This is a genomic window from Pseudomonas sp. 32A (assembly GCF_052682255.1).
Window position 1 is genome coordinate 5,381,481 of record NZ_JBQYLY010000001.1, and the last position, 22,387, is coordinate 5,403,867.

Annotated in this window: 14 protein-coding genes; 6 read left to right on the top strand and 8 right to left on the bottom strand. The window is 49.8% G+C overall.

What is annotated here, in order from left to right:
* Positions 1 to 117: 117 nt before the first annotated feature.
* Positions 118 to 1,929 carry a hypothetical protein gene (locus ACUN0G_RS24570; RefSeq protein WP_445574515.1) on the top strand — a complete coding sequence of 604 codons (1,812 nt, stop codon included), beginning with the start codon at positions 118 to 120 and terminating at the stop codon, positions 1,927 to 1,929.
* A gap of 473 nt (positions 1,930 to 2,402) precedes the next feature.
* Here ACUN0G_RS24570 and ACUN0G_RS24575 read toward each other — a convergent pair whose 3' ends face one another.
* The 3 genes from ACUN0G_RS24575 to ACUN0G_RS24585 all read right to left on the bottom strand — a co-directional run bounded on the left by ACUN0G_RS24575 (position 2,403) and on the right by ACUN0G_RS24585 (position 8,736).
* On the bottom strand, positions 2,403 to 5,504 hold the full coding sequence (locus tag ACUN0G_RS24575; RefSeq protein WP_445574516.1) for an AAA family ATPase: 3,102 nt from the start codon (positions 5,502 to 5,504) through the stop codon (positions 2,403 to 2,405).
* Positions 5,497 to 7,257: a hypothetical protein gene (locus ACUN0G_RS24580; RefSeq protein WP_445574517.1), complete on the bottom strand. Its 1,761-nt coding sequence runs from the start codon at positions 7,255 to 7,257 to the stop codon at positions 5,497 to 5,499. The genes ACUN0G_RS24575 and ACUN0G_RS24580 overlap by 8 nt, the downstream gene beginning before the upstream one ends.
* 216 nt (positions 7,258 to 7,473) lie before the next feature.
* Positions 7,474 to 8,736, bottom strand: a complete 1,263-nt coding sequence (locus ACUN0G_RS24585; protein WP_445574518.1) for a DNA methyltransferase — start codon at positions 8,734 to 8,736, stop codon at positions 7,474 to 7,476.
* A 92-nt stretch (positions 8,737 to 8,828) separates the two neighbouring features.
* Here ACUN0G_RS24585 and ACUN0G_RS24590 point away from each other — a divergent pair, with 92 nt between their 5' ends.
* Genes ACUN0G_RS24590 through ACUN0G_RS24605 form a run of 4 tightly spaced genes read left to right on the top strand, consistent with a single transcriptional unit; the run spans position 8,829 to position 13,034 of the window.
* Positions 8,829 to 9,173, top strand: a complete 345-nt coding sequence (locus tag ACUN0G_RS24590; protein ID WP_445574519.1) for a helix-turn-helix domain-containing protein — start codon at positions 8,829 to 8,831, stop codon at positions 9,171 to 9,173.
* A gap of 44 nt (positions 9,174 to 9,217) precedes the next feature.
* A complete protein-coding gene (locus ACUN0G_RS24595; RefSeq protein ID WP_445574520.1) occupies positions 9,218 to 11,251 on the top strand; it encodes an AAA family ATPase in 2,034 nt (677 codons plus the stop codon).
* A complete protein-coding gene (locus ACUN0G_RS24600; protein ID WP_445574521.1) occupies positions 11,241 to 11,933 on the top strand; it encodes a hypothetical protein in 693 nt (230 codons plus the stop codon). The genes ACUN0G_RS24595 and ACUN0G_RS24600 overlap by 11 nt, the downstream gene beginning before the upstream one ends.
* Positions 11,934 to 13,034 (top strand): PD-(D/E)XK nuclease domain-containing protein, encoded by a 1,101-nt coding sequence (locus ACUN0G_RS24605; RefSeq protein ID WP_445574522.1) that lies wholly within the window; start codon positions 11,934 to 11,936, stop codon positions 13,032 to 13,034.
* Between the two features lie 174 nt (positions 13,035 to 13,208).
* Here the strand turns inward: ACUN0G_RS24605 and ACUN0G_RS24610 are convergent, their stop codons facing one another.
* The 5 genes from ACUN0G_RS24610 to ACUN0G_RS24630 form a co-directional block, all read right to left on the bottom strand.
* Positions 13,209 to 13,787: a hypothetical protein gene (locus ACUN0G_RS24610; protein ID WP_445574523.1), complete on the bottom strand. Its 579-nt coding sequence runs from the start codon at positions 13,785 to 13,787 to the stop codon at positions 13,209 to 13,211.
* A gap of 540 nt (positions 13,788 to 14,327) precedes the next feature.
* The gene (locus tag ACUN0G_RS24615; RefSeq protein WP_445574524.1) at positions 14,328 to 15,707 is read right to left on the bottom strand and encodes a helix-turn-helix domain-containing protein; all 1,380 of its coding nucleotides are present in this window, start codon (positions 15,705 to 15,707) and stop codon (positions 14,328 to 14,330) included.
* Positions 15,708 to 16,147: 440 nt separating this feature from the next.
* Entirely contained in the window at positions 16,148 to 17,035 is an 888-nt protein-coding gene (locus ACUN0G_RS24620; protein WP_445575591.1) for a TniQ family protein, read from the bottom strand.
* Between the two features lie 190 nt (positions 17,036 to 17,225).
* Positions 17,226 to 18,161 (bottom strand): TniB family NTP-binding protein, encoded by a 936-nt coding sequence (locus tag ACUN0G_RS24625; protein ID WP_445574525.1) that lies wholly within the window; start codon positions 18,159 to 18,161, stop codon positions 17,226 to 17,228.
* A 1-nt stretch (position 18,162) separates the two neighbouring features.
* Positions 18,163 to 20,112 (bottom strand): Mu transposase C-terminal domain-containing protein, encoded by a 1,950-nt coding sequence (locus tag ACUN0G_RS24630; RefSeq protein ID WP_445574526.1) that lies wholly within the window; start codon positions 20,110 to 20,112, stop codon positions 18,163 to 18,165.
* Positions 20,113 to 21,861: 1,749 nt separating this feature from the next.
* Here ACUN0G_RS24630 and ACUN0G_RS24635 point away from each other — a divergent pair.
* Complete coding sequence (locus ACUN0G_RS24635) at positions 21,862 to 22,362, top strand: sigma-70 family RNA polymerase sigma factor (RefSeq protein WP_258346768.1); 501 nt, start codon at positions 21,862 to 21,864, stop codon at positions 22,360 to 22,362.
* Positions 22,363 to 22,387: the final 25 nt, after the last annotated feature.

Genomic DNA, 22,387 nt, shown 5'->3' on the forward strand with positions numbered 1-22,387 from the left:
TCCATGCGCCATGTCATCTACAGACGGTTAAATATTGGTATGATGCCGTCTGTCTAACAAAGATTATTCAGATAGTTTTACAAGTCCAAGCTACATATTAACAAGGATGAATTGACGATGGGGCAGGACGAAGAAAATATACCAGCAGCCTATAACTCTGTTGATGAAGCAATCAACGAGATCCTTAGAAAAGATCCGCATAATTATTATTCTTCATCACATGTGAATTGGGATGCGGCTACGATCGCTATCAAGTCGGCTCAAGGAGTTTCTTTTGACGCAGAGACTTTTTTAGCGCTGGTAAAGAAAGCAACTCCCTATAGCGCACGGTGTTTTTACGAGTTTTTGGACCGTTGGGGGAGCAAAAACTGGGATTCCGTGAGAGATGTCTTTGCTCAAGAGGCGATGAGGCTCTTTGCTAAAGGACATGGTACTGAATTTTCCCCCTTTGTTACTGCATGGCCGCTTCTGAAAGCGGACACAGAACTGCTAGATCGCGTGATTGAATTCATGAGAAACAACCTAGTTGAACTTAATACGTCCGTGACGCGGCTAGTGGACCTGCAACACGGTAAAACGGCGGCTCAGCGTGTGATGGCGGTAGTCATGGACGCCCCCTATTCGGTTCGGAATAGAGATGAATTAGCCGAGGTCGTCAAGCAATGGGCGGGGGATAGCTGCTGGGGAATGCTACAAGTGCTGCTTTGGAGTACTTCGCAGAAAAGTGACAGTCAGTTAGTGCCTGTGACTGACGTAGAAAGGGTTGCCCGCTTACTCAAGGAGTTTGGGGTTTTGTCGTCACCGAACAACTATAGACTTTCTGATCTTTCGGCCGAGTCTAGAGCTTCTTGGCGGCGTGAACTGAAGGCCGCGGTAGAGGGTGATGAGGACCTTCTTGAGGCAACAGCAGAAACTCTTCTTGGCCTAGGTAGCCCTGCGGATGACCGGGCGGTTCTGTTCACGGTTTTGGAACTGTATGACGATGATCTTGAGAGTAAGGTTTCTTCCTTTTTGACCCATCCAAATGAATTGGTGAGACGTCGATCGCGGGCTGCGATTGATATGGTTCGTCTCGAGCCAGATATCTCGATGTTTTCCCAGGCAGGCGCTTTGCAGATAGGAAGTAGGAATTCAGGCGTCGTGCGTAGCCTGCGCAAGCCACGAACCTGGATTGCCGATGCGCGTATTGAGACATTGATCGAGGATACTCTGGAGGATGCCGCTAAGACCGCGGGCAAACAGATTCTTAAAAACCTCGACAGCGGTGAGGAAACTCATGTGATGGTGCTATTGGGCGAGCTTAAAACGGCCTTTTGTTCCATCACTGAGTTGCTGGAAGATCTAGCTGCTGATGCTGATGCGCAACACCGACTTAGCTTTGAACTGGATGTTGATTATCGCGTCGTTGGAAAAAAAGAGGAGGGGGGCAAAGGGGTAGGCAGTAAAACTTTCTCAACAGATGTGTGTTTGCTCATAGAGCTCCGTAATGCAGGAACGCAATTTTCCCGCCGTGCTTCGCTCATTCAAGCGAAACGGATGTTCTCCCCCGCTAAGCGCCCCCACTACCCTATTAAGCTGAAGCAGCTCCAAGATCTATCAGCACAGACTATGGCTAGCTTTCTGATGCTGCTAGGGCCTGAATGCAATGGGGTGAGTATTCCGATTATTCCAGCACGGCTGATGCTCGATCTCATTGCGCGGGGTGAGCGAGCTACACAGCTAGCTCCTCAGCGAGCATCAGATTTGGGTAAGGGTATAGGGACCTGGTTCGTGGAAGATGTTATCGGTTTGTGGACAGGGGATTGGGCTACAAATATTCTCGCTCGCGCGGAGGGAGGGAAACACCGAGAACCTCTGATACTCGCGAGGCTCGTCGTCGATCAAATTCCGAAAGGGCCGGACGGTTGGCACAGGCGGCGCCGGCGTTAATATTTAAGCGGTGAGAGTTTCGAATTAGCTCAATTACGAGAGTGTGGTAGGTCACGCGGAGATAGCCACGGCCAGGACTCCTTGATGCTGTGGCCGGGCGTCCCCTGTGAGGGTCTCCTACACTTGCGAGGCGTGGGGTGAGCGAGCTTGCGAGATCTGCGCGTGCGAGAATGCTCCAGACGCCGTTTTTGCTAAGGCCTCCGTCAAGGTGATCCTTCGGGTGTTCAGGATGGCGATCTGATCGAGATAATCATTCAGCCTCTCGCGCTCAACTGTGATGGGAGAGAAATGCGCGCTTATTGGTGCAATGAGCTTGCAAGGTGTCTAGAGAATCCGGGGCGATTCAATAGTTTTCCTCGCACGGCGAATGTCCTCTTGGTCTAATCAGCATAATTTGCGAATTTTGTATCGTGGCTTATGCCTATCACGGCTAACGAGCGATTTTCAATCTGATTATATTCCGCAAGTAGGTTCTATGATCGAGATAGAACAATTTTTTTGAATCTCTCGTTGCCCAGAAACTCGAATTTTCGCTGAAACAAGGCGGCCAACCGAGCATCTGCTGTCGCGAAGAAAACCTGCTTGCGCATACTAACGGCAAGATCACGCAGATAGTCCAGGAATGACAGTGCGTTCAAATCATCAATGTGCGCAATAGGGTCATCGATCAACAGCACCGGAGGGGCAGTTTCTGCGCTGCGGTTCAACGCTAGAAATATCGAAAGCGCTAAAGCGGCACGCTGGCCTGTACTAACCTGCGTAGCTGAATGCGTACGATGCCCATCTCGTGTGATGAGGAGATGCTCTCCATTGAAGTCTCCCAGCGTGTACTCTGCTGGAGAATGAATCCTGGCGAATATCTCGCTGACATTTCCACGTATCGACTCAAGAGCTTCCTGCGTTGCTTTCTCAAGGGAATGGTTTTCAACGATGTCCGCCAGAGCGTTAATGGCTATTGTGAGATTGTCCCTCCGGGTCGTTGCAGCCTTGAGAAGGTCAGAGCTCTGTTGAAGCTCCAAGGTTTTTGCGCTTAGCTCGGTGCGCGCTTCTGTTTCCATATTTTCCGCATGCAGGGCACGGTCGAATGCATTAATTGCATCCTCGACAGCCTGCAAAATCGGTTCTAGTGGTTGATCTTCCGCAATAGTAATTAATTGGGCGACATCCTCGAAGAAAAGCGTTGAAGCGTGGTGTCTTTCCAACTGCCGTTGGACCAAAAGAATCAGCTCCTTGGCGTTTTCCGCTGAAAGTCCTGTTGATACTGCAATTGCGCTCACCTGTGCATTCGTAAGCTTCAAAGCTTCGCGCACATCAACGGCAGATTCATTCGTTTCCTCTGTGCTCGCCTGAATCTCTGAGATGCGTGTATTTATGACTGCCAGACTCGAATAATCCTGTTTAGTCCCCAACCATTGGATTGCGGCTGCCTCTGCGCCAGAGAAACCTGCTTGATCGGCCCCATACTGGTCGAGCGAACGCATGGCTGATTCCAGGCTTTCCAGCTCGATACTCGCTTCGATGAACTCATGATGTTTCACAAGCAGGCTTTGATGTAAATCGCGTACGGTAGTCGAGTCCTGTGCGCCATTTACATCGTGAAAGCGCTGCAATACCTGGAGCGCAGCTATCACTTCACGCTCTCGTTGGACACGATCTCTAGCAACCTGTGCTGCCTGATGAAGACTATTGGTGAAGCTTGAATTGTCAGAAGAGGTTAGCAATTCGATTTTATGAAGCAGCTCCCCATCTAAATGGGGGGTAGAGCAGACAGGGCAATGCAGTGCATCGCCTGTGTGATCAATGATGGATTGGACAAGTCCGCGTAGATCAGCACGAAGGGAAATTAACGACTGACCAAGACGCTCCTGCTGCAACAGGCTTTCGGAGGCTGATTTCTCCTGCTGCTCAGCGAGAGCGAGGCTGTCCGTGGCGACCTGAAGTGCTTCGGAGAGCCCACGAACGGCATATTCAACAGGTAGCTCATGGACGTCGTACAAGGACGTTCCCGCGAGGGCAATTCTTGCATCAGAAACCATACGCTTGGTTTGCTCAATTGATCTGGCAAGCGCTGGTGCACCGGCCTCGCAGTAGATCGACCATATTTCTAGATCACCGAGTTCTTCCTTGTAGCTCTCAATCAGAGCTTCATACTCGCGAAGCTCCTGACGCTTGTGTAGGTCCGACTCTTCCATTTCCCGAATTTTTTCGAGCGCGGTGAGCAAAGCCTGCGCGCTCTGCCGTAGTTGAGTAATTGTGGCAGGCGAGGTTTGTGCCAGATTAATAGCTTGGTTTAGCCCTCGCGAAAGCGATTCAAGGCGAGTTCGATCCGAGGGAGACAAAGGCTCATTGTCACCTTCTTGAATCCAGATAGCCCCGAGCTCACGCAAACTCGCACGAAATGATTTTGCAAAGGTTGAGGATTCAGTAGGGGAGTCCTGTAATCGATTGACCTCGTTACCTAGCAGTTCGGTCTGCTTAAGCAGGGAAGGAATGCGTTCGCTGAAACTCGTGCGCTTCGCCACGGCGTCATCATGCAGCTTGTAGAGATCTGTCCAAAGTGCCGATGTTTCTCCACCTACCAGCAACAAACTCAGGTCTTGTTTTAATTTATCTGGGGTCGATTCACCGGAGAGGCGGAATGCAGCATCGGTGTCCAAAAAATTGAATCGAGTGAATGACTGGGCGAGTGCGCCAGTATTTGGATTTGAGCGTCCATACCAGGCGAGATTGCGTGCCTTAAGGGTGGCAGGCAATGTGGTGCTCTTAACAGTGAGTAATTCACCGGATGCAGTGACGACATCCGCTTCGATATTTTTGAATGTGGCTTCAGGATCGCGACGGATACGCCCGCAATACAAGGCTTCGATGGACTCAAGCAACGATGTTTTGCCCGCACCGTTCTGTCCGAATATCAAATTCACATCGCCAAACTGAAACTGTTTTCCGCTGATGGCCGATCTAAATTCGCCTACCTGAAACCGACGAATCAACCCAGCGCTCAGAGGATCGGAGAGTGGCTGAGGAAGCGGCCGCGTTACCGGAATTGCATCGGCACTAAAGGCTTCCCCTGAACCGATCAGTTCAATTTGTTGGGTTCGCGCGCGTTTCTCCAACAAGCTGCTGAGAGCTGCCGCCCTTAAAATTTCTTCCCATTGAGCGCTAGCATCTGTGGAAACTAATGCGCTGTGTTCTTGAGTCGAGAGAGTATCAAAACGGCCGAGGAGATCCTCCTCAGTAAGCACAAATTTTCTCGCAAAATGTCGATCCCCCTCGATGCGTGCTTTTGCTTCCAAAAAGCGATCGTTGATCTGCGACTGAGGGCCTGCCCAAAAGTACAGATAGCTGTTCCAGCGCTGGTCGCCATCAGCCGTGAAGAATTCACTCCCAAGCAAGCCTTCTTGAAATTTCGCAAGATTTGCTGCCCGCTGGATGACACTGTCTGATAGGTCGATGTAAGCCGTTGCGAAGGTTTTTCCTTGGTAGATACGTTCCCCACGAAAAATGCCGTCGCCCAAGTCTTGAACCCGGGAGAGTTTTTCCGTGATCGTGTGACGTAACGAGGCTGAATCAACCATATGAGGGTTCCGTGTGATCGAGCGGAGTAACAGCGAGAAATTCGGTCTTGTCGTCTGCTGGGTCATCGAAGCGGGTTAGAGCATCAATTCCCGCAAACTTGAGTTCACCAAACTCCCGGTATGCAATGCACAACCGCTTTTGGTGGGGACCACCCGCCTGGCGTAGCAGCTCATAAAGTTTGTCTGCGATCGTTTCTAATTCGTGAGGTGGGGGCAAGTCACCTAGGTAAGCGATGAGCGTGGGTTTGTTATCTGATGTCATCACATTGAAATTAGGATCTGCCGCGTCCCATCGCAAAATAGACGTTGCATCGACTCCGTCCACCTGCGGAGGCCATTCAACGCGGTTCATTATTTCATGGTGAATTTGAGCTGCTGTACTAAGTCGTTGATGACGAAAATCTCGGTTTTCACGGTCCTGAGCGACGGTCAATCTGCGCACGACTTCGTCAGGGCCGATTTTGCAAGAGTCGATATCCTTCAGTGCGCACCAATTTGGGCGACCAGTGATTTGTCCGGCGCTTAACGCCAATGCACGCTCAATGGACAAGGGGTTTTGGGTGGCAATTACATGCTGCAGCGCTGATCGTGCCAGCGGGTTACCAGCAGCAAGCGCGGCGAACCCCGCATCAGGTGTCTCACCTGCTACCCACTCTTGATTTGCAGTTGCCCATACGTATCGCTGCAATGCAGTTGGGCCGTTTCGATTGGCCATGATTGCCTGGCCAATGGTTAACACTTTCGGTACTCGTAGCTCGAACACCGCTTCGTCATAGTGGAAAACAAGAGCGTGGCGCCGCTCGGTCATGTAGGCGTAGTAGAGGCCCATATTGTGATTCGGTATGACAACCTCATCATTGGATGAGCAATCCTCCGCGGAGCAGTACCACGTCGATGCAGCGGCGTTCCGCCAAGCTTCGGGAGCGGTTCCCGGGGGGCCGTATTGGACGATGGACTGCGCCCAATTTAGGCAGACGATGTGGCAATTACTCGAGCGCGGGTCTGTGTTGAATGTTGTGGTGCGATAGTTTCGGTATGCTGCGTTACGCGGACTCGGATTGAGCTGAATATGAATCAGCGTAGAGCGATCATTGAAGTCAGCCAGCCACTCATCCCTTAACGCAAAGGCATCAGAGCAGATGATCACAGCGGCGGAAAGACGACCACTACGACCGCGAAACCTATAGATCTGAGTTCCTCGACGTAACCATCGTTCTTCCAGAAATAGGGCGTCTCTAGAAGGGAATGTTTTGAATTGAACAAGCGCGACCAGTCTAGAAGACCCATCTGGTCGTGTGGCCTGAAACATCAAAACTACAGGATCGAAGAGATTTCGATCGATTTCCAAGCCTTGCCATGGCTCATGAATAACTAAGCAGTGGTCTGCAACGTTCCGTTGGAATTGCACCAGCGCCTCTTGGGTGATGCTTTCGCAGCCCAAAACCCAGAGGACCCCTTCAGCTGGCGTGATGCCGGTTGTTATAGCCTCTTCCAGCGTTGCCCACGGCATGAAGTACTCAGGCGTGACGGCAAGGTGCGCGCCTCTTTCACGCGCCATCCTTAGCATCGACAAGCCCTTGGCCCTGGCGAGGGGCACATCGTAGTTACCAATGCGCTGCTCTGAGGCAAAAATCGGCCCACAGGGTTGCAGCAGTAAGCACGTGTAGCTGACCTCCGTCGGCCGCAACATTTCCAGGTCGGGCTCTTGAAGACCATGTTCCATGAGGGTTAACGATACATCGCGCGTCGGCATACTTTTTTGTCTTCCGTGAGTAGCCTCAACAATAGCCGCAAAATGGTGGCGTTGGGAGTCAGTCTGGCGAATGAATTTTTGCCGAGCTCAGCGTAAACCTCTCGCATGCGGAGCGTACTCAGATCACTTGACCCAATGGATCGGGTAATGATTTTTGCGTAGAAGAACGCTGAGCCGGTTTGCCCGATCTCTGCTACGAAAGACTTGACCTACGATTTACATTTTTCGAAATACGACCAAGCTTTCTGCTAATTCTTGCTTTCCGCCTTGCTGTGGGGAGGCTCGCATCGAGCGAAACGCCTCAACGTGTACCGCTTCAAATCCACAGACGGGTGCGAGCTCGGCCAGGATCGTGGCTACGGGAATGTGAATGTTGGCATAAAGACTGTCCCCCACAACCGCCCATGCTTCACCCTGAGGGTTCAAGCGACTGGCCAAAGACTTCATCACGCCGGCCATGTCCGCAAAATAGCCATCGACCATGTTGGGAATCCATCGACTCCAAAGCAACTCACGACTAGCATGCAGCTTCTGCGATACGTCATTCAACGTTGCCGATTCAAGTGGGCGCGGTGCGTAGTTGCGTTGAATCTGAACGTGGGAGGCCAATGTCGACTGGCGCAATGAGCGGTTATCAGCGGAGTCGTTCAGGTAGCCCAGCGCCCACAGTTCAACGTTGTATACATCGGTGTAATCGAACGAATTGGGATAGGGCGGCGAAAATACTGCGAGATCTGCCATAGGCGCATCCGTAATCGTTTCGCGGCAATCACCACGGATGAGGGTGTACTTCGACACGGGGCGAGATGCATAACGGGCAATTTCGTAAAGCGCTTTTTGCACCCGGTTCAGAAACTGCTGATCCACCGTCTCCGGGCTGTGCTTTCGTAACTGCCAATTTTGTCTGTACCGACGTCCTTTGCCGCTGATGAGCACGTTGCTTACTTCAATCAGAAAGCCCCCAAGGATCGCCCTGAAGAACATCTGATGGGTTGGATTGGCTAGGCTGGCAATTGCTGTACGGTAGGACTCGATTCTCTGCGCGACGTCGTATTCGAACAGCCAACGATTATTGACGCCTGGGGCTACAAACGTGGCTGGTAGCCAGCTCAAGTCGTGGTCGCCTCGCGTGCTTCGAACCGTACGAATGATCAGACCCAAGTCGTGAGTTAGGGATGTGCTGTCATAGGCGGTAAGTTTCGCTTCGATGAGGTCAGCCAGATAGGGATTGACCTCCATGGTAATGGGGTCAACGCCTAAAAACTGGCAGGCCAAGGCCGTTGTTCCTGAGCCTCCAAAAGGATCGATACAGGTGCGAACAGGAAGGTGACTCTCCCTGACCGCCCGGGCGACGAGTTCTGGCGCGAATGCTTCCTTGAAATGCCGCCAGGTCTGAAAGGGCAGTTTTTCTGCACCCGCATTCGTGCCAAGTGTGTTGATTTTGCGACCTTTAGTCCATTGGTCAAATGCGATCTGCATTCGCTGTCCTCTCTCATCTCAAACGAATTGCCACGGTCGAAATTCTGATGCTAAATATACGCATATTTTAACATAAATATGCGTATATTTATATGATCCGCAAAGACGCTTCGCAAGACGTCGGGCGCTCGCTCGCCAAATTTTTCAAATGCAAAGGCTTGACACAGGCACAGGTGGCAGAGTGCTATGGTGTCTCGCAAAGTTGGGTTGGGCGGGTGTACAAGGGAGAGTTCGGAGTACGTGCTGAATCCGTCCAGAAAATGTGCAACGACGCCAATGTTTCATTCCTGACAGAGTTTCCAGAACATGACCAAGTCAATACATCAATCAGGCTTCGTCTTGCTCGCCTCCTAGACAGTGTATGGGAGGGAACAGAAGAGGATGCGAAGGTCCTCACACAAGCGCTGCTGGCAATCAAGACGTTACGTCGCAGCTGACGGTTCAGGCTTCGCTTGAACAGCATGTATATAGGGAGATAAATGTGCGTTCCAGCATCAGCCTTCCAGTTATTGAGCGGTTGGTAATCCGAAACTTTTCGCTCTACCCGGGCGAGCACGGCAACGGACTGGATGTCGCTTTCGACAATGGCATCAGTGTCATTGCAGGCATCAATGGTATTGGCAAAACGACTTTGCTGACCTTATTGCTAAGGTTGCTGCTCGGGCCGAGCAATCCGGAAAAGGCGACCAAGAATGTCGGGCGCGTAAGCCAGCGACGTCTTGTGGAACCGAAGAAATTTGATTTCTTCGCGAGTCGGGTTCCTGAAAAATTGGACGATGACGCCTATGCCACGCTGCACTTCAGCGTTGGGCAACGGAAAGTTGAAGTTTCGCGATACATGCGAGATATGCGCCTAAAAGGCGTAAAGGTTTCCGGGCGCAAACATACGCCGGCAAGTGAGACAGAGTTTATTGAAGAGCTAGCCGCTATGAGTGGTGTGTTGTCGGCTTACGACTTTCACCTGGTCGTCAGATACCTACAATTTTTTGGGGAGGATCGTTTACCGTTGCTTTGGGAGCCGGCGGCTCAGTTCGAATTCTTCAAGGTGCTTTTTTTTGACGAGTCAGTCGCCGATACATTGAACAAACTGTTCGCAATGATTCAAAAAATCGACTCTGAATACCGCAATAGAACCAATATTTTAAATCGCAGAAGAAGTTCGCTGCCTTCACCCGAGCGCCCAACGGTGGCGATCGAGGTTCAGACAACGCAAGGTCAACTCAAAGAAGCCAAGGTGTCAGCCGCTGAGGCCGAAGCTGAGTACGTGAGTTTAAAGCTAGAGTTCGACATGTTGCAGCGCGAGGAAAATCAGCTGCTGCTTCAAGCCGATGATGGCCAAATCAAGCTCGCCGAACTTGAGGCCCAATTCTCGCAGGCCGACGCGAAATTTATTCTTCAAGCTTTGCCTACGCTTGGGGACAAGGAGCGTTTTTTGATGCAGGGCTATGCCACTGGATGCGGCTGTTTCATCTGCGGTGCAAAGTCAAAAAAACTGCTGTCGGGTATCAGCAAGAAAATCCGCAAAGGACATTGCTTCGTCTGCGATTCTCAAACCCCGGCCTCGACCCCAGCAGACGTCATTCCCATAAGCGCAAACGAGATTCATAAAATCGAGGCGGAACTGGATGCTATTCGAACTCATTTGGTTGCAAGCGACGTCAAGCTAAATGATATAGATGAGCGTACTGCCAGACTCGCACCGCTATTAAGATCTGCCGCGACCAAGCGTGCGCTTACTCTACAAGCCGTCGAAGCCTTGGATATGTTGCGGCCCACAGATGATGGGCAGCAGGCCTATGACGTTTATTCGGAGATTGACCGAGAGCAAGCAGAATTGGATGTACTGGCTGACAACCGCAAGCGTTATACATCGGAATACCGAGCAGCCGTCGACAATGCGCAAGAAGAGATGTCCGCACTTAAGGCTGACCTCGAAACACGCCTGACGAATTACGCCATGGAGTTTTTGCAGGAGCGTGTCAGTGTTGCGTTCAATCGCCAGACGCCGTTCAAGATCGCCACTGGCGCAGATCGTGTCAACATTCCTGCCTTCACCGTCAAGATGACTTCCGGCACCCATAAACTCCCTAGTGAGCGATCAAACAGTAGCAGTGTTTCCGAATCCCAAAAAGAATTTCTTGATCTGGCATTTCGCATGACTTTGCTCGACATGATCAATAATCAAGGCCAGAAAATGCTGGTGATTGAGACCCCCGAAGCGAGCTTAGACAGTTGGTTCATGCGTCGAGCGGCGGATCTGATGCGCAGCTTTGCGCCTGAGGACTCTACGGCACCGAGAAAGGTAATTGCGACCTCAAACCTTAATGGCACGGAGATGATTCCTGCTCTGTTAGGCCTGGTCGACGCAAAGGGCAAGATTTCGAAGCTACCGAGTCATCGATCCAACCATTTTATAAATCTGCTTGAGCTGACCCCTTCGCCTGCGGCGCTCGCCGAAAGTCGAGCGGCGCAGCTGCTGCAAGAAGAGCTTGGGAGATTCTTGGATGCTAAGTGATAAGGCGCTTCTTAAGCGTGATTATGAAAAGCTACAGTTTGTGAGGTGGGTACTTTTCCTGATCACAGCAGCAGAATCTGCAGGATTGAACTCATTAAGCCGAGCTAGATTGCATGCGCTGTTGTTCATGTCTTTTGCCTCCGCGCGGTTTTATGGATTACAGCCGTTGCGTCAGCGTGCGCAACGAACTCCTCATGGGCCTTACTATCGGGCAGCCCATTTGGCCTTGGGGCATCTTGTATTTGCCGATCTTGTCTTCGTATCAGACTTTAAGGCGCATCCGTCGCCTAAGGATCTGCAATTTGACGGGGTATTCAAGCTTACAAAAAACGGCTTGCAGGTCTGCAGGGCGCTTCGACAAACCGACATGGGTCGGAGAATTTATAGTTTCCTGCTTGATATCTGTCTTGGCGCGGTGCAATCACTAGAGGCGGAAGGTATTCCGGAGGAAAAGGAAGACCAATCGCTCGAGCGGATGCTGGTTCAGGATCTAACGTATGTATCTGCCTTAAATCGGCCGGGTGAGATGCTTCTGATCGAAGAAGACGGCAGCGAAAGCACGCCGACCGTAGAAGGGCTCAAGAAAATTCAATCCATGCTTAGCCAGAAACTTCTTATCAACAGAAAGGACGTGCTGAGTGCCTATCAGTCGATCTTGCAAGTTCGAGCAGAGGTGGCATGAATGACCATTGAACCGACGTTCACTTCCTCTGAGCAAGGCCATCTTGAGAGGCTTCGCCCTGGCAATTCTGGCAGTCCGGAAGATCAATTTATCCAAGAAGTTATCGATTTCTATCGCTATTGGCAGAGCAAGCGTTCTCTTGGTGATTACGGATACACGCAGCAGGCGCTTTTGATGATTTTTTCGGAGGCTCCAGACGTCGACTGGGGGCTAAATGATTATGTCCCGACAAAAACCTCAGTGATAAGAAGGCGCTCGGGTACGGTGAGCCAAGGCATAGCCATTTGCAATCAAAACTTCCGGCTGATGGTAAAACTGCACGACGCATTAACCGTTGATGAGGCGTATGACTTCGTTGAGCGCCACCTTGCTGACCAGCACACGTTCGTAATTGCCAAATTCGGCCAGCAAACCATGCAGGTCCATCGTGCAGGCCAGCCGCTGGACGACTGGATTCACACCCCGGATGAAATTGTGATCAAGAACACGGATGAGCAAATTACGCCGGACAGCTTGGCGGAGGATCTACGCCTCTTTCACCATGAATGGCTCAGCACTCCGCTTGCTATTGGTGCGCGAAACATGTGGGAGCTGAATGCGACAAAAACCCAATACGAACTGCGCAGTTGGCCAGAACGTAATGTTCAGTCGTACTTATTGACTTACTTGAGAGCCTCCTACCGAAAATCAGGAGTGTTTATTAATGAGGAAATTAATAATCAGGGAGGGAGGACGGATTTGTATGTGCAGCGAGAGACCAGCCCAGGTTCAAACAAGCAAGTCAATACAGTCATAGAGTTGAAGGTGCTATCACCTAAGAAGTCGTTTGAAAGCAATCTACAATGGGCAAAGGATGGGGTTACTCAGGCCAAGGGATATGCAAATGCGAAGACCGACGCGGCTTTCGCATGTTTATACGATGCTAGACGCAATAAACTTGCTATGCCAGATCTGCCGGATTTTGCGCAGGCTAGCTCCGTTCGGCTTGAGCACTACGAGATGGCGGTGCCCCTCGCGCCGGCAAAGGAAAAACCTGCCAAGGTGGCCAAAGCGCAGAAAGTACCTGCCCAGAAGTTGGCTAAAACTGCCAAGGGTCCATAAGCCGCGCACAGTCTGCCCATCCCCGATATTGGGTGGGGGGAAGATACTATATGAGCAAACAATAGCGGCTTCGATTAGTGTCACAGGTTCTGTTCCTCGTCCTGTATCAAAAAGGCAATTCAGCCTCCACTGATGCGGGAGGCACAACTCCAGCGAGCGCAGAGGTGCCGGCGGTTACGACTGCCGGTGCATCAAGATCTGAAAGGGTTTGCCGAAAGGGTCTATTGCTTGAAGAACGATGATCGTAGGTGAGACGGATTCAAGGGTGTACTCGTCGGACATGCCACTAGGAAAAGCGTCACTCAGTCCTGGAGATGGCTTGCCCGAAAGTTTTTCTATCAACTCTGGCTTAAAGTCTATCCCTGCGACCTCAATAGACTTCGTCGTCGAGTGCATATTTTGCATCGTGATAGACATCCGTTTGCTGTCGGCGGTCCAGTTGCCGGCACCTACTATGTTGTAGCTGAACTTATAGCTTTGCTCCTTGAGCTTGCCCTCTAGTGAAATAACACCGGAAACATTGTACTTGCCTTCATGAAATAGGAGCGTGCGGCCTTTAAAGATAAGGTTTCCATTCGTTATTGGGTAGGAGTAATCGCTGTCCCAGCGCCCGACGATATGCGGATTGAAATTGCTGATGGGGTTGAAGATGAAGTAGACGGCAACGATACCTGCTAGGCTGCCGAAGAAAGAGATGGTAGAGGCCACGACTTTCATGGCTGGGGAAAGGCTTTTGAAACGAGCAACGAGCATGGAAAAGTCCTTCTTAACATTGATAAATGATCTTCGGGTATACAAAGCCAGGTCACTGAGCTCTATTTATATGTTTTCGGCTAAAAGTTTGATTGCTGTAGGCAAAAAAATCCGATTAGTTCGAGTTTTGTCTAGGCAACAGGCTTCCAACATCCTAGGCCGATGATTATTGATGTGTACGACGCATGCACCGGTACACAGCGCCATCATGGGAATTATTCCTGAAGTGTCGATCCACAAAAGAACGTCGCGGTCTGTCGCCGCACGAACGGCGCTTTTTCACACATCCCCAAACCACACCAAATAACGGACGCCATTAGTCGGTCTGCTTTGTGTAATCGCTGAAAGTCTCGTTCCTTGAGATACCGAGCCTACTCCCGGGCAACCCTGAGGAACGCGGCTCTTCCGGTGAGAGCCGCTCTATGGGCTACGTTCGTTGGTTTCTGAGCACGCAGCCTTCTGCCATACGTAGTGCCGACATTTCAACGGTGTTGAGGAGTGAGTTCGGATGCCGCTGCCGCTAAAGCCACTTGATGAGAGCTAGGAGCCTGGCCTTACCGCATACAAGCACGATAGTCGCGACCAAAAATATCGTCGACATCTCAGCAGTCCAGGAGAAGGGCCTGCAATCGGAGAAATCTTGAGGTTCAGCATACGAGCAAGCACCTGGTTTGAAGGTATGGCGAGAGCGTAAGCGAGTTCTGCCCCAGTGATGTAGGACCTTTTGAAGTCCTCGATTGAACTCAAAGTGACTCTGCGATATGTGGCACCGCTCTTTGTTTCAATCGTCGACTTTAGCAGGTCGTGCCGAACGAGGTCGTAAGCAACTTCCTCGGTGACGTCTAGATATTTGGCTGCTTGGCGTACGCTCAGTAATCTGACTTGTGCCATTTGCATCATGTGTGCGCTCATCCATGACGTAGCTTCGTTTTTTGGGATTCTCCAATCGCCGAGGCAGCAGGTGAAGGACCGATCCCGGATTACTACGGGAACAACACCTTCCTGGATTGTCTGAAAAAAACTAACGACGCCGTCTTCCGTCATGCAGGGATGATGAAGCATTTCCCGTATGGATTGAGCGCCTGCTTTGAATTTCTGAGGCTTTAGTCGGATGGAGGATGTGTCGAAAGAGCTCACATCGATCCACCAGGATTGGCCAGTGCCGGGCTTACCACCTACACAAATGAAGAATTCATGTTTGACCAGAGTCTTTACGGTACTGACGGGCAAATTGAGTCTACTGGCAGCCTGAGTGACGTTCAGGACAGAGGGCAAGGTAGCAGACAGATTCTTGGCTTGATCCACGTCGGCAACGATTGTCTGGTTACCATATTTCGACGGTCCCCTATATCCGGAGAGCTTGCCGCCGTCGACCAAACGTCTTAACAATCGGACGTCGATGTCTGTGATCTTGGATATGTTTTTTACCGGCATCACTTGCCTTGGCTCTATCAGAGCTGGCGTACCAAAGGTAAGCACAACGCCCAATGAGCATGGTTGATGTGAATGCCTTTCTAGCTCAGCTCGGACAAAGTCGAAGGACGAACCTTTCAATCTTTCATAGATATTCAATCTCAAGCGATCCGCAAAACGGGCCGCCGAATTTCTGTTGGCGGTAGCGATGCGTGCATACAGCTCTTTAAGTGCTGTATGGAAGGACGTAGGCCAATCAAGCAGCAGCCGACCACCCATGGAGGTTATGGGGTACAGGTTTTCTATCTGATGCAGATTGTTGCGTTTTTTGGTAGAGACGGCTTTTGAGTTGCACCCTAATTCTCCCAAGCAGCTGGCTAAGCAATGAAGCTGTAAGGCATCCAACTGCCCGTGGGGCCGAAGCCGTTCAGGGCAGTTGCCGATCAGCCGCTCTCTAAACTCCTGGCACAACCATACCGCTTCGTCGGATGCCTCCAAGGACGGCATGGCAAATTGTGCAAAAGAGGTTTTGCAGTATGTGCAGCTCTTGCGGTCTAGCATATTGAGGCAAAAATGTACGCCACATTGGGGACATCTATTTTGTAGTAGTGTTTTGTGCCAGGGACATACAGTGTTTAGGGTTAGGTCCCAGCTCTCCATGCAATGTTTTTTTTCGGCTAGGCATCGAATACAGATTTTTGGAGCGTTACACGACCACGTTTTATTTGTGGTTCTGGAGATCAAGCTTTCATAGGCGTATACCCACGTTGGTGGATAGGGGGGCTCTGAGAAGGGGCATAGCTGGGCTGTGTGAAGCTCCTCAAGATAGGTGAGGATGTCTGAAATTCTCAGATAGTTTGCACTGGCTAGCCGGCTGAGAAAATTCGCTAAACTCTCGCCGGGAATGATCAGTGGATGTACTGGTAAGGCAAGCATCTTAATCTCTCCTAATTGGAGGAGATGCTCCAGGCATCACGGTTTTTCAGAAAGCTTTCGATACCCGATAGCACAAGTCGACACCATTTTGGTTGTGCGTTGGCAGGGATGATGCCTGTTACATGAGAAATGCTGTTGTAAACGTTAGCAGGAGTCTCACCGTAGGATCGAAAGCTACGCGAAGAAGCTAGTAATTTATGAAACCCGACAGGCCAGTTAAGCAGTGCGTTGGTTGATTTTATGTAGGATCGTTTGGTGTGCTTCAGATTGACGACCCTACGGCTCAAGCTGAGGAACGTGGTGCCGGGATCGTTTGTGAGGGCGCCCAAAAACGTAAGGAGCTCTAGCATATCCAGTAATTCCAGTGACAGAAATTCGTCTGAGTAACAAACGCTGCTCAGAGGGGTGTTTTGCCCGGTAAATTTATGGACGAGTATCCTGCTCATTTCGTACAGAGCTTCAGAACAGGGAGTTGAACCCAACTTTGATAGATCAGCACCGCATGGGCAGCAGTTATAGTTGGGCCGTCCCCCGGTTAAAGGGGCGTCACAGGTAGGGCAACTGTCTATGAGCAAGCACTTATGGCTTTCACAGGCGGAAAAAGGGGCCAGCATCCAGTAGGCCTTTCCGTAAGAGAATTCATTAAGGCAATCGAGGCACACCCTACAGGTCGTTAGCGCGAGGTGTTTGCTCGGTAGGGTATGCCCGTAAAGTTTGACCGTTGACCTGCTTGTCAGCGTAGGGACCGCAGGTGACAGAGCATTTAGGTCTTGGCCGATCGCAATGCTTAGCTGCAAATGCCGTTTGATCGACATCAATCCATTCTCCGGTAGCATTAAAGAGCGTTTCAGTGTGGAAATACCCGTGAGATGATTCATAGCTGCCGCACGAAATAGCAGGCTTTATAGGCTCTCCCACGGAAGCAATAATGTTTTTATGAGCAAATTGATAGTAGGGGTTGTGTGCTTTTCGTAGGCAGCCTGCATTCTGTATTGCGCAGCCAACTGCCGAGCTTCTTCTTCCTCCCGCAATGCTAAGGCTTGCTGATCATGGAGTACAGTATTTGTATATGGCATGATAAATGTCCTTTTATTGTTGGTTATTGTCGACACCATTGAATGGCTCGTTGTGTTCGATGAGGGCACGGAAATTGAATAGGGGGCTGAAGGGGTTGCGATCGTCGCTTACATTGCTCCAGACCTCATCTTTAAACGCTTGTGAAAAAACTTCGAGCGTGATCCCTTCAAGATTGTTTTTGATGGAAATGTGCACTGCTCGATCAATGATCTTTACCAGGTAGTCAATCAATCCGTATGATGCATAGTAGAAGCGTTGAATCATTTCACTGGTCGTCAAACTGATCGATTGAACACCGAGAACACCCTCAAGTGTTTTTAGTAACGTGAGGAAATCAGTTGAGGATTTCTTTGAGATTTTGAAGCGGTCAAAGTCAATTGTTGCGGAGAATCGTCGTCTCAGTTGTTGATCGTTATTAAGGATTTCTTGAGTACTGCGCATGCCGATCAGTACCACAGCTACGCCAGTATTGTTCATCAGGTGTTTAATCCAATTACTGGCTTCATTTGTATTGCGCAGGCGATCGACAATGTGCTGTACTTCATCGAAAATAACCAACTCAGTCCCAAGGTCCTTAAGCAGTCCAATGATTCGGAGCAGTTTGAATTCTGCTGAGTGGCTTCGCGTTTTTGCAAAGGCGTCTCCCAACCCTTCCAGAAATGTTTCTCCCATCGATTTAAGCGTAGGCTTTGAGGGTAGCTCCATATAAATAGTCGTGAATTTATGGCCGTCGACCGCTAACTGTCGCCTGTCCGAAATTAGTTTTTTTATCATCGTACTCTTTCCGGCCCCACTAGGTCCGCAAATGAGGAGGCCTTTAGCTTTTCCCGAATACTTGGTGTCATAAATGACTTCATCCACCCGAGATAAAGTATTCTCGATTTGTGGTGTCGTAATAAATTGTTTGCTCAGCCTAGTTATCTGTGCTGCGGCAGTTAGCTTGCTCATGTCAGTCATCCTGTGATGAAATGATTTGAACCGGAAATAGCGACGGTGAATTGAAGCTTTGGACTTCAAGTAAGGGCGCTTCAAACGGCGATGGCAGTGCTACCAATTGTTGCTCGGTTGAGCGTTCATCTAGAGCCATTTTCCTTTTGGCCGCCTCGCGTCTGACTCGCAGTTTATTGGAGTGTCGGGCTTCTTTAATTTCTCCACGGATATGGTGATAAGCTTGTTGAATTGCCTCATGGTTGATCACGTTTAGATTCTCGGCCTTGGCAATTTTTTTTGCGCTGTTGTAAATGTCACGACTCATTCCAATAAAACGCCTGTCCTTAGCGGGAACCTCAAAAAATATATTTCGAAACTGATCGTGCACCCAAATGTGACCGAGTTCGTCACGGTATCTAATTTGTACTTTTTTTTCTTCACCTAGTTTGATGCGCAGAGCCGCTAGGTCTTCGCAGTGATAGATAATATTATTTAACTGAATGCCATATGGTTGGAGAGTGACGACTTTTCTAGGGGATAATGTTGTCTCCAGGGAGTCAAGATCAGCCGGCATCTGAATGACACGTGTCCGCTCCATGGATTTCCATACGTCCATAGGGGTTCTTGAGGCAAGGCCTTTGTGGGGCATTTGGTGGTAGATATCGACTATCCATTTAATGAGCGCAGACTCCAGCGTACTTAGTGTCAAACAAGCGTGTTTCTCTGACCGGTAATCTGCGCGGTCCTTTACATTTGAGAAGGTTGTACCAGGTAGGGTGTGAATAAGCCCCATATTCAGGGTCCGAAAAAAGCGCTCGACGGCCCCTTTCATTTGAGGCCCACGAGAACGAGGAAACATAATCTCTATGCCCATTTCAGTAAACGCAGTGATCAAATTATCAGCATGAAATTCGGCGGCGTTGTCAGGGACAATACGTAGGGGGAGGCCATGTGCAGGCCAATAATTTTTGACTTTAGGATACCTCGCCAGCCACGCAGCTTTAGGAGTAATGGCTTTTTCGATTACGCACAGCACGCTTTCAGTATTAGGGGCAGAAAAGTGTATCCAGTAAGCCATGATCATTCTGCTATAACGATCTATTACGATAGTAAGATAAGGGCGGCCAATCACCAGGCCCGTGTCGGGGTCCACGAGGGTTACGTCGAGTACTGTGTGGTCAATTTCCCATCGGTCAAGAATGTTGCTTACGAATAGTTGCCCAACAGACTTCGGGAATCTTTTATCTGCGACATGCCTGCCGTTTTTATTCAGCTCAACATCGTAAGGGTCTAGTTTTTTGATGTAGCGTCGCACAGAGGATTCTGAGGGCAACTTTAGGTGCGCAGATGGCAAACTCCTAGAGTTTTGGTCACGAATTCGACGTGCTAGCTCTTCATACACCTGAGTGACAGGGATTCTTTCTGGCACAAAATAGATACAGTTCAAAACATCCAAGAGCAGTTCTTCCAGCTCTGGAGTAAAGACAGTGGACCTTCCTTTCTTGGTGTGCAAAGGGACCAGTTTGATGATGCTGTTGTTTAGGAATCTAAGGTACCAACGTCTTACGGTAATTGCCGAGGGTGGACCTTTCTTATCGTTAAATTCTTTAGCAAGTGCGGTAAGCTGTTTGTTTAAGTTTTTTCTATTCGGAAGAGTGCTTGTCTCAGATGTGATGGCATCAATGTAGCGTTTACGGCGCAGTGCCTCCTCGGAATGTTTTGTCGGAAAGCACGTAAGGTCTGGTGCAACGTTACGTACATAGGGAATCTTGCCTAAGTGGGCTTGATCCGTGTCGATTGTGATTTCACGTGCTTCATAAAGTTTGTAAAATTCTCTTGTTGAGAAATTTGTGGGCTCCCCGTACTCGTCTTTAAATATTAAGCTGTGGTTGATGCTTTTTCCCATAAAGCGCATTGGCCGGTCTTCGTAGCGCACGATTAACGAAGGCTTAAGAGAAAATGTTTTCATGGCGATGACCTCCGGTCAAATAGACCTCTGTAGTTGCGCAAATTGGGTTTTGTAGATTTATCCCGATATAGCCTAATCCGAGAAGCCGCCAAGCCTCTTGCGGCCCAAACGTTTGTATTAGGTCGTTTAATGACGCTGGCGGATGGTGTCTGAACTTGTATTTAAGCTCTTCATGGTATGACCCTGTTACATCCGGTCCACGCCGGTGGTACATCAATGTTAAAAGAGTATCTGCCATTGGGGTCGCAAGAATCAGCTTCTCGGTAGCGATATGAAACCTGCGGTTTGTACTTTCAAAGTGCGTGTTTAATGCGTCAATTTTGAGTTTAACTTTATGATTTAGAAGCCGTATCGATGGTTTGACTTCAAACCATCCTATGGTCCCGTCCACAAAGTTTACGCGCACGTCAGGTATGTATTTTGTTCTGAGGCCATCCATGATGAATATTTCAAGCGACGGCTGTACTTCATAAGTGAGGACTAATGGTGATAGCTCTAGGAGTCTAAGGAAGCTGGCTTCCAGCTGTGACTCCCAGGCAACAGGGCACCCGTTCTTACGAGATGGGTGATATCCCCTTGAGTGGTTAGATCTTCGGGTTACTACTTTACGTACAGGCATCTGTAACTCCCTCACAAGCAAGCGAATGCGTAACGCTCGGCAAGCGAATTGATGCGGGAACTTTCGACAGGCAACACTTTCCCGTCGAGTAGCCTCGCTGAAATCGAAGGTATGGGAGGGGGTTGACAGATGGCAAAAAAAGGAAGAAATTACGAGCACCACACGCGTAACCGTTTTTCTTTCTTTGCCGCGGTCTTAACCCCTCAAGGTTGGCCGCGTTTTACATTTTCAAATCTCCTTTCCTCAAAAATCCAAACTATGAGTCTAAGGCTCATTTTTGAATTTGTTCGTTTTTGTGACGAGCGGTTTTGTTGTTCGTCGCTGTTTTTAATTTCTATCAAATAGCATTCATAACACGTACTGATAATTCTAGATGCATCGGTTCGTACCTTGCACGTGTCTGTAGCGTTCAAAGATAGCGGTAAGATTCGGGTTCACACCGAAAGGTTTGAGTATCTGTAGACGCGTTGCGGCAGGAGCATTTTTGATACGACTACAGTGGGCGCGCCAACATGTGGGGATCTTATGATAACGAAAACATGTATGACAATAACTTTCTTTGGTTTTTGTGGGCGTAATTTTTTGTTTACGCTTCATTTATTTGTTACATGACTCTTCATGGCTAATTATTTTTTGGTGTTTGTATGTGGACTCCACAGTGTGGAATCCACATACGCATCGTTAAGTTATTCGTGTTGTTTTTTATAGACTTTATTGACGTAGAACTGTGCTTTTTTGAATGTCCAAGTAAGGGGGCGCCAGTACAAACCCCAGCTTCCGCGAGCGCCTTTGCGAAACTCGCCCCAGAATGTCATCTCTTCACTTTTGCCCATTGACGTCACCTCGAAAGCTTGATGCTTCGTATCTGAGGTTAGGTCCAGGATCGGCTGGTATCCAGTGGTTTTAAGGCTTTCGGACAGACGTTTCAAATGAGAGATGGACTGTCGCCATCACGTTTCCTCTGCGCACGCTTTACAGAAAATCAATCAGTTAGGAGAACTTTTGGATCATTTATTTGAAAGAAGTCTCATCTTTTTTGAATGACTACAGAGAAAGAGGACGACGGGAAGCAATTGCTCCACTTAATAGGAAGCATTACTATTCACGCCCCGCCTCCCCAGTGCACCCTGATGACTCCTCAGCCGCCCCGCAGAACAGGCTTTTTCGAGCACTACGAAGAGTTGATCGGGACCTGGACGCGCCGCCTGAGAAACCGTCAGCAGGCCGAGGACCTGGCCCACGACACCTTTGTGCGGGTGCTTGAGTCCAAATCCAGCGCAGTTGAGCAACCTCGCGCCTATCTGCATCAAACGGCGCGCAATATCGCAGTTGACGCCTATCGTCGCGAAGACCGTCGGGAGGCGCTGACGCTGGAGGCCTTTGATCAGCGCTCGCCCCACAGTGGCGACCCGGAGCATTTCATGCACGCGATCCAGTTGGCGGACTCCATCGAGCGAGCCTTGGCCGAGCTGCCGCTTAATTGCCGCAAGATTTTCATCTGGCAAAAGATCGAAGGCCTGACCCAGCAGGAAATCGCCGAGCGCCTGGGCCTGTCTAAAAACATGGTGGAAAAGTATATGATCCGCACCCTGCGGCATCTACGTGACCGCCTGGACGCGATGGCCCCATGACCAATGCCCGCTTTGAAACAGGACC

What these genes read in the sequence shown, in the direction of transcription:
- ACUN0G_RS24570 (WP_445574515.1), top strand. Translation starts at nt 118, where the DNA reads ATGGGGCAGGACGAAGAAAATATACCAGCAGCCTATAACTCTGTTGAT.
- ACUN0G_RS24575 (WP_445574516.1), bottom strand. Translation starts at nt 5,504, where the DNA reads ATGGTTGATTCAGCCTCGTTACGTCACACGATCACGGAAAAACTCTCC.
- ACUN0G_RS24580 (WP_445574517.1), bottom strand. Translation starts at nt 7,257, where the DNA reads ATGCCGACGCGCGATGTATCGTTAACCCTCATGGAACATGGTCTTCAA.
- ACUN0G_RS24585 (WP_445574518.1), bottom strand. Translation starts at nt 8,736, where the DNA reads ATGCAGATCGCATTTGACCAATGGACTAAAGGTCGCAAAATCAACACA.
- ACUN0G_RS24590 (WP_445574519.1), top strand. Translation starts at nt 8,829, where the DNA reads ATGATCCGCAAAGACGCTTCGCAAGACGTCGGGCGCTCGCTCGCCAAA.
- ACUN0G_RS24600 (WP_445574521.1), top strand. Translation starts at nt 11,241, where the DNA reads ATGCTAAGTGATAAGGCGCTTCTTAAGCGTGATTATGAAAAGCTACAG.
- ACUN0G_RS24605 (WP_445574522.1), top strand. Translation starts at nt 11,934, where the DNA reads ATGACCATTGAACCGACGTTCACTTCCTCTGAGCAAGGCCATCTTGAG.
- ACUN0G_RS24610 (WP_445574523.1), bottom strand. Translation starts at nt 13,787, where the DNA reads ATGCTCGTTGCTCGTTTCAAAAGCCTTTCCCCAGCCATGAAAGTCGTG.
- ACUN0G_RS24615 (WP_445574524.1), bottom strand. Translation starts at nt 15,707, where the DNA reads ATGCCGTCCTTGGAGGCATCCGACGAAGCGGTATGGTTGTGCCAGGAG.
- ACUN0G_RS24625 (WP_445574525.1), bottom strand. Translation starts at nt 18,161, where the DNA reads ATGAGCAAGCTAACTGCCGCAGCACAGATAACTAGGCTGAGCAAACAA.
- ACUN0G_RS24630 (WP_445574526.1), bottom strand. Translation starts at nt 20,112, where the DNA reads ATGAAAACATTTTCTCTTAAGCCTTCGTTAATCGTGCGCTACGAAGAC.
- ACUN0G_RS24635 (WP_258346768.1), top strand. Translation starts at nt 21,862, where the DNA reads ATGACTCCTCAGCCGCCCCGCAGAACAGGCTTTTTCGAGCACTACGAA.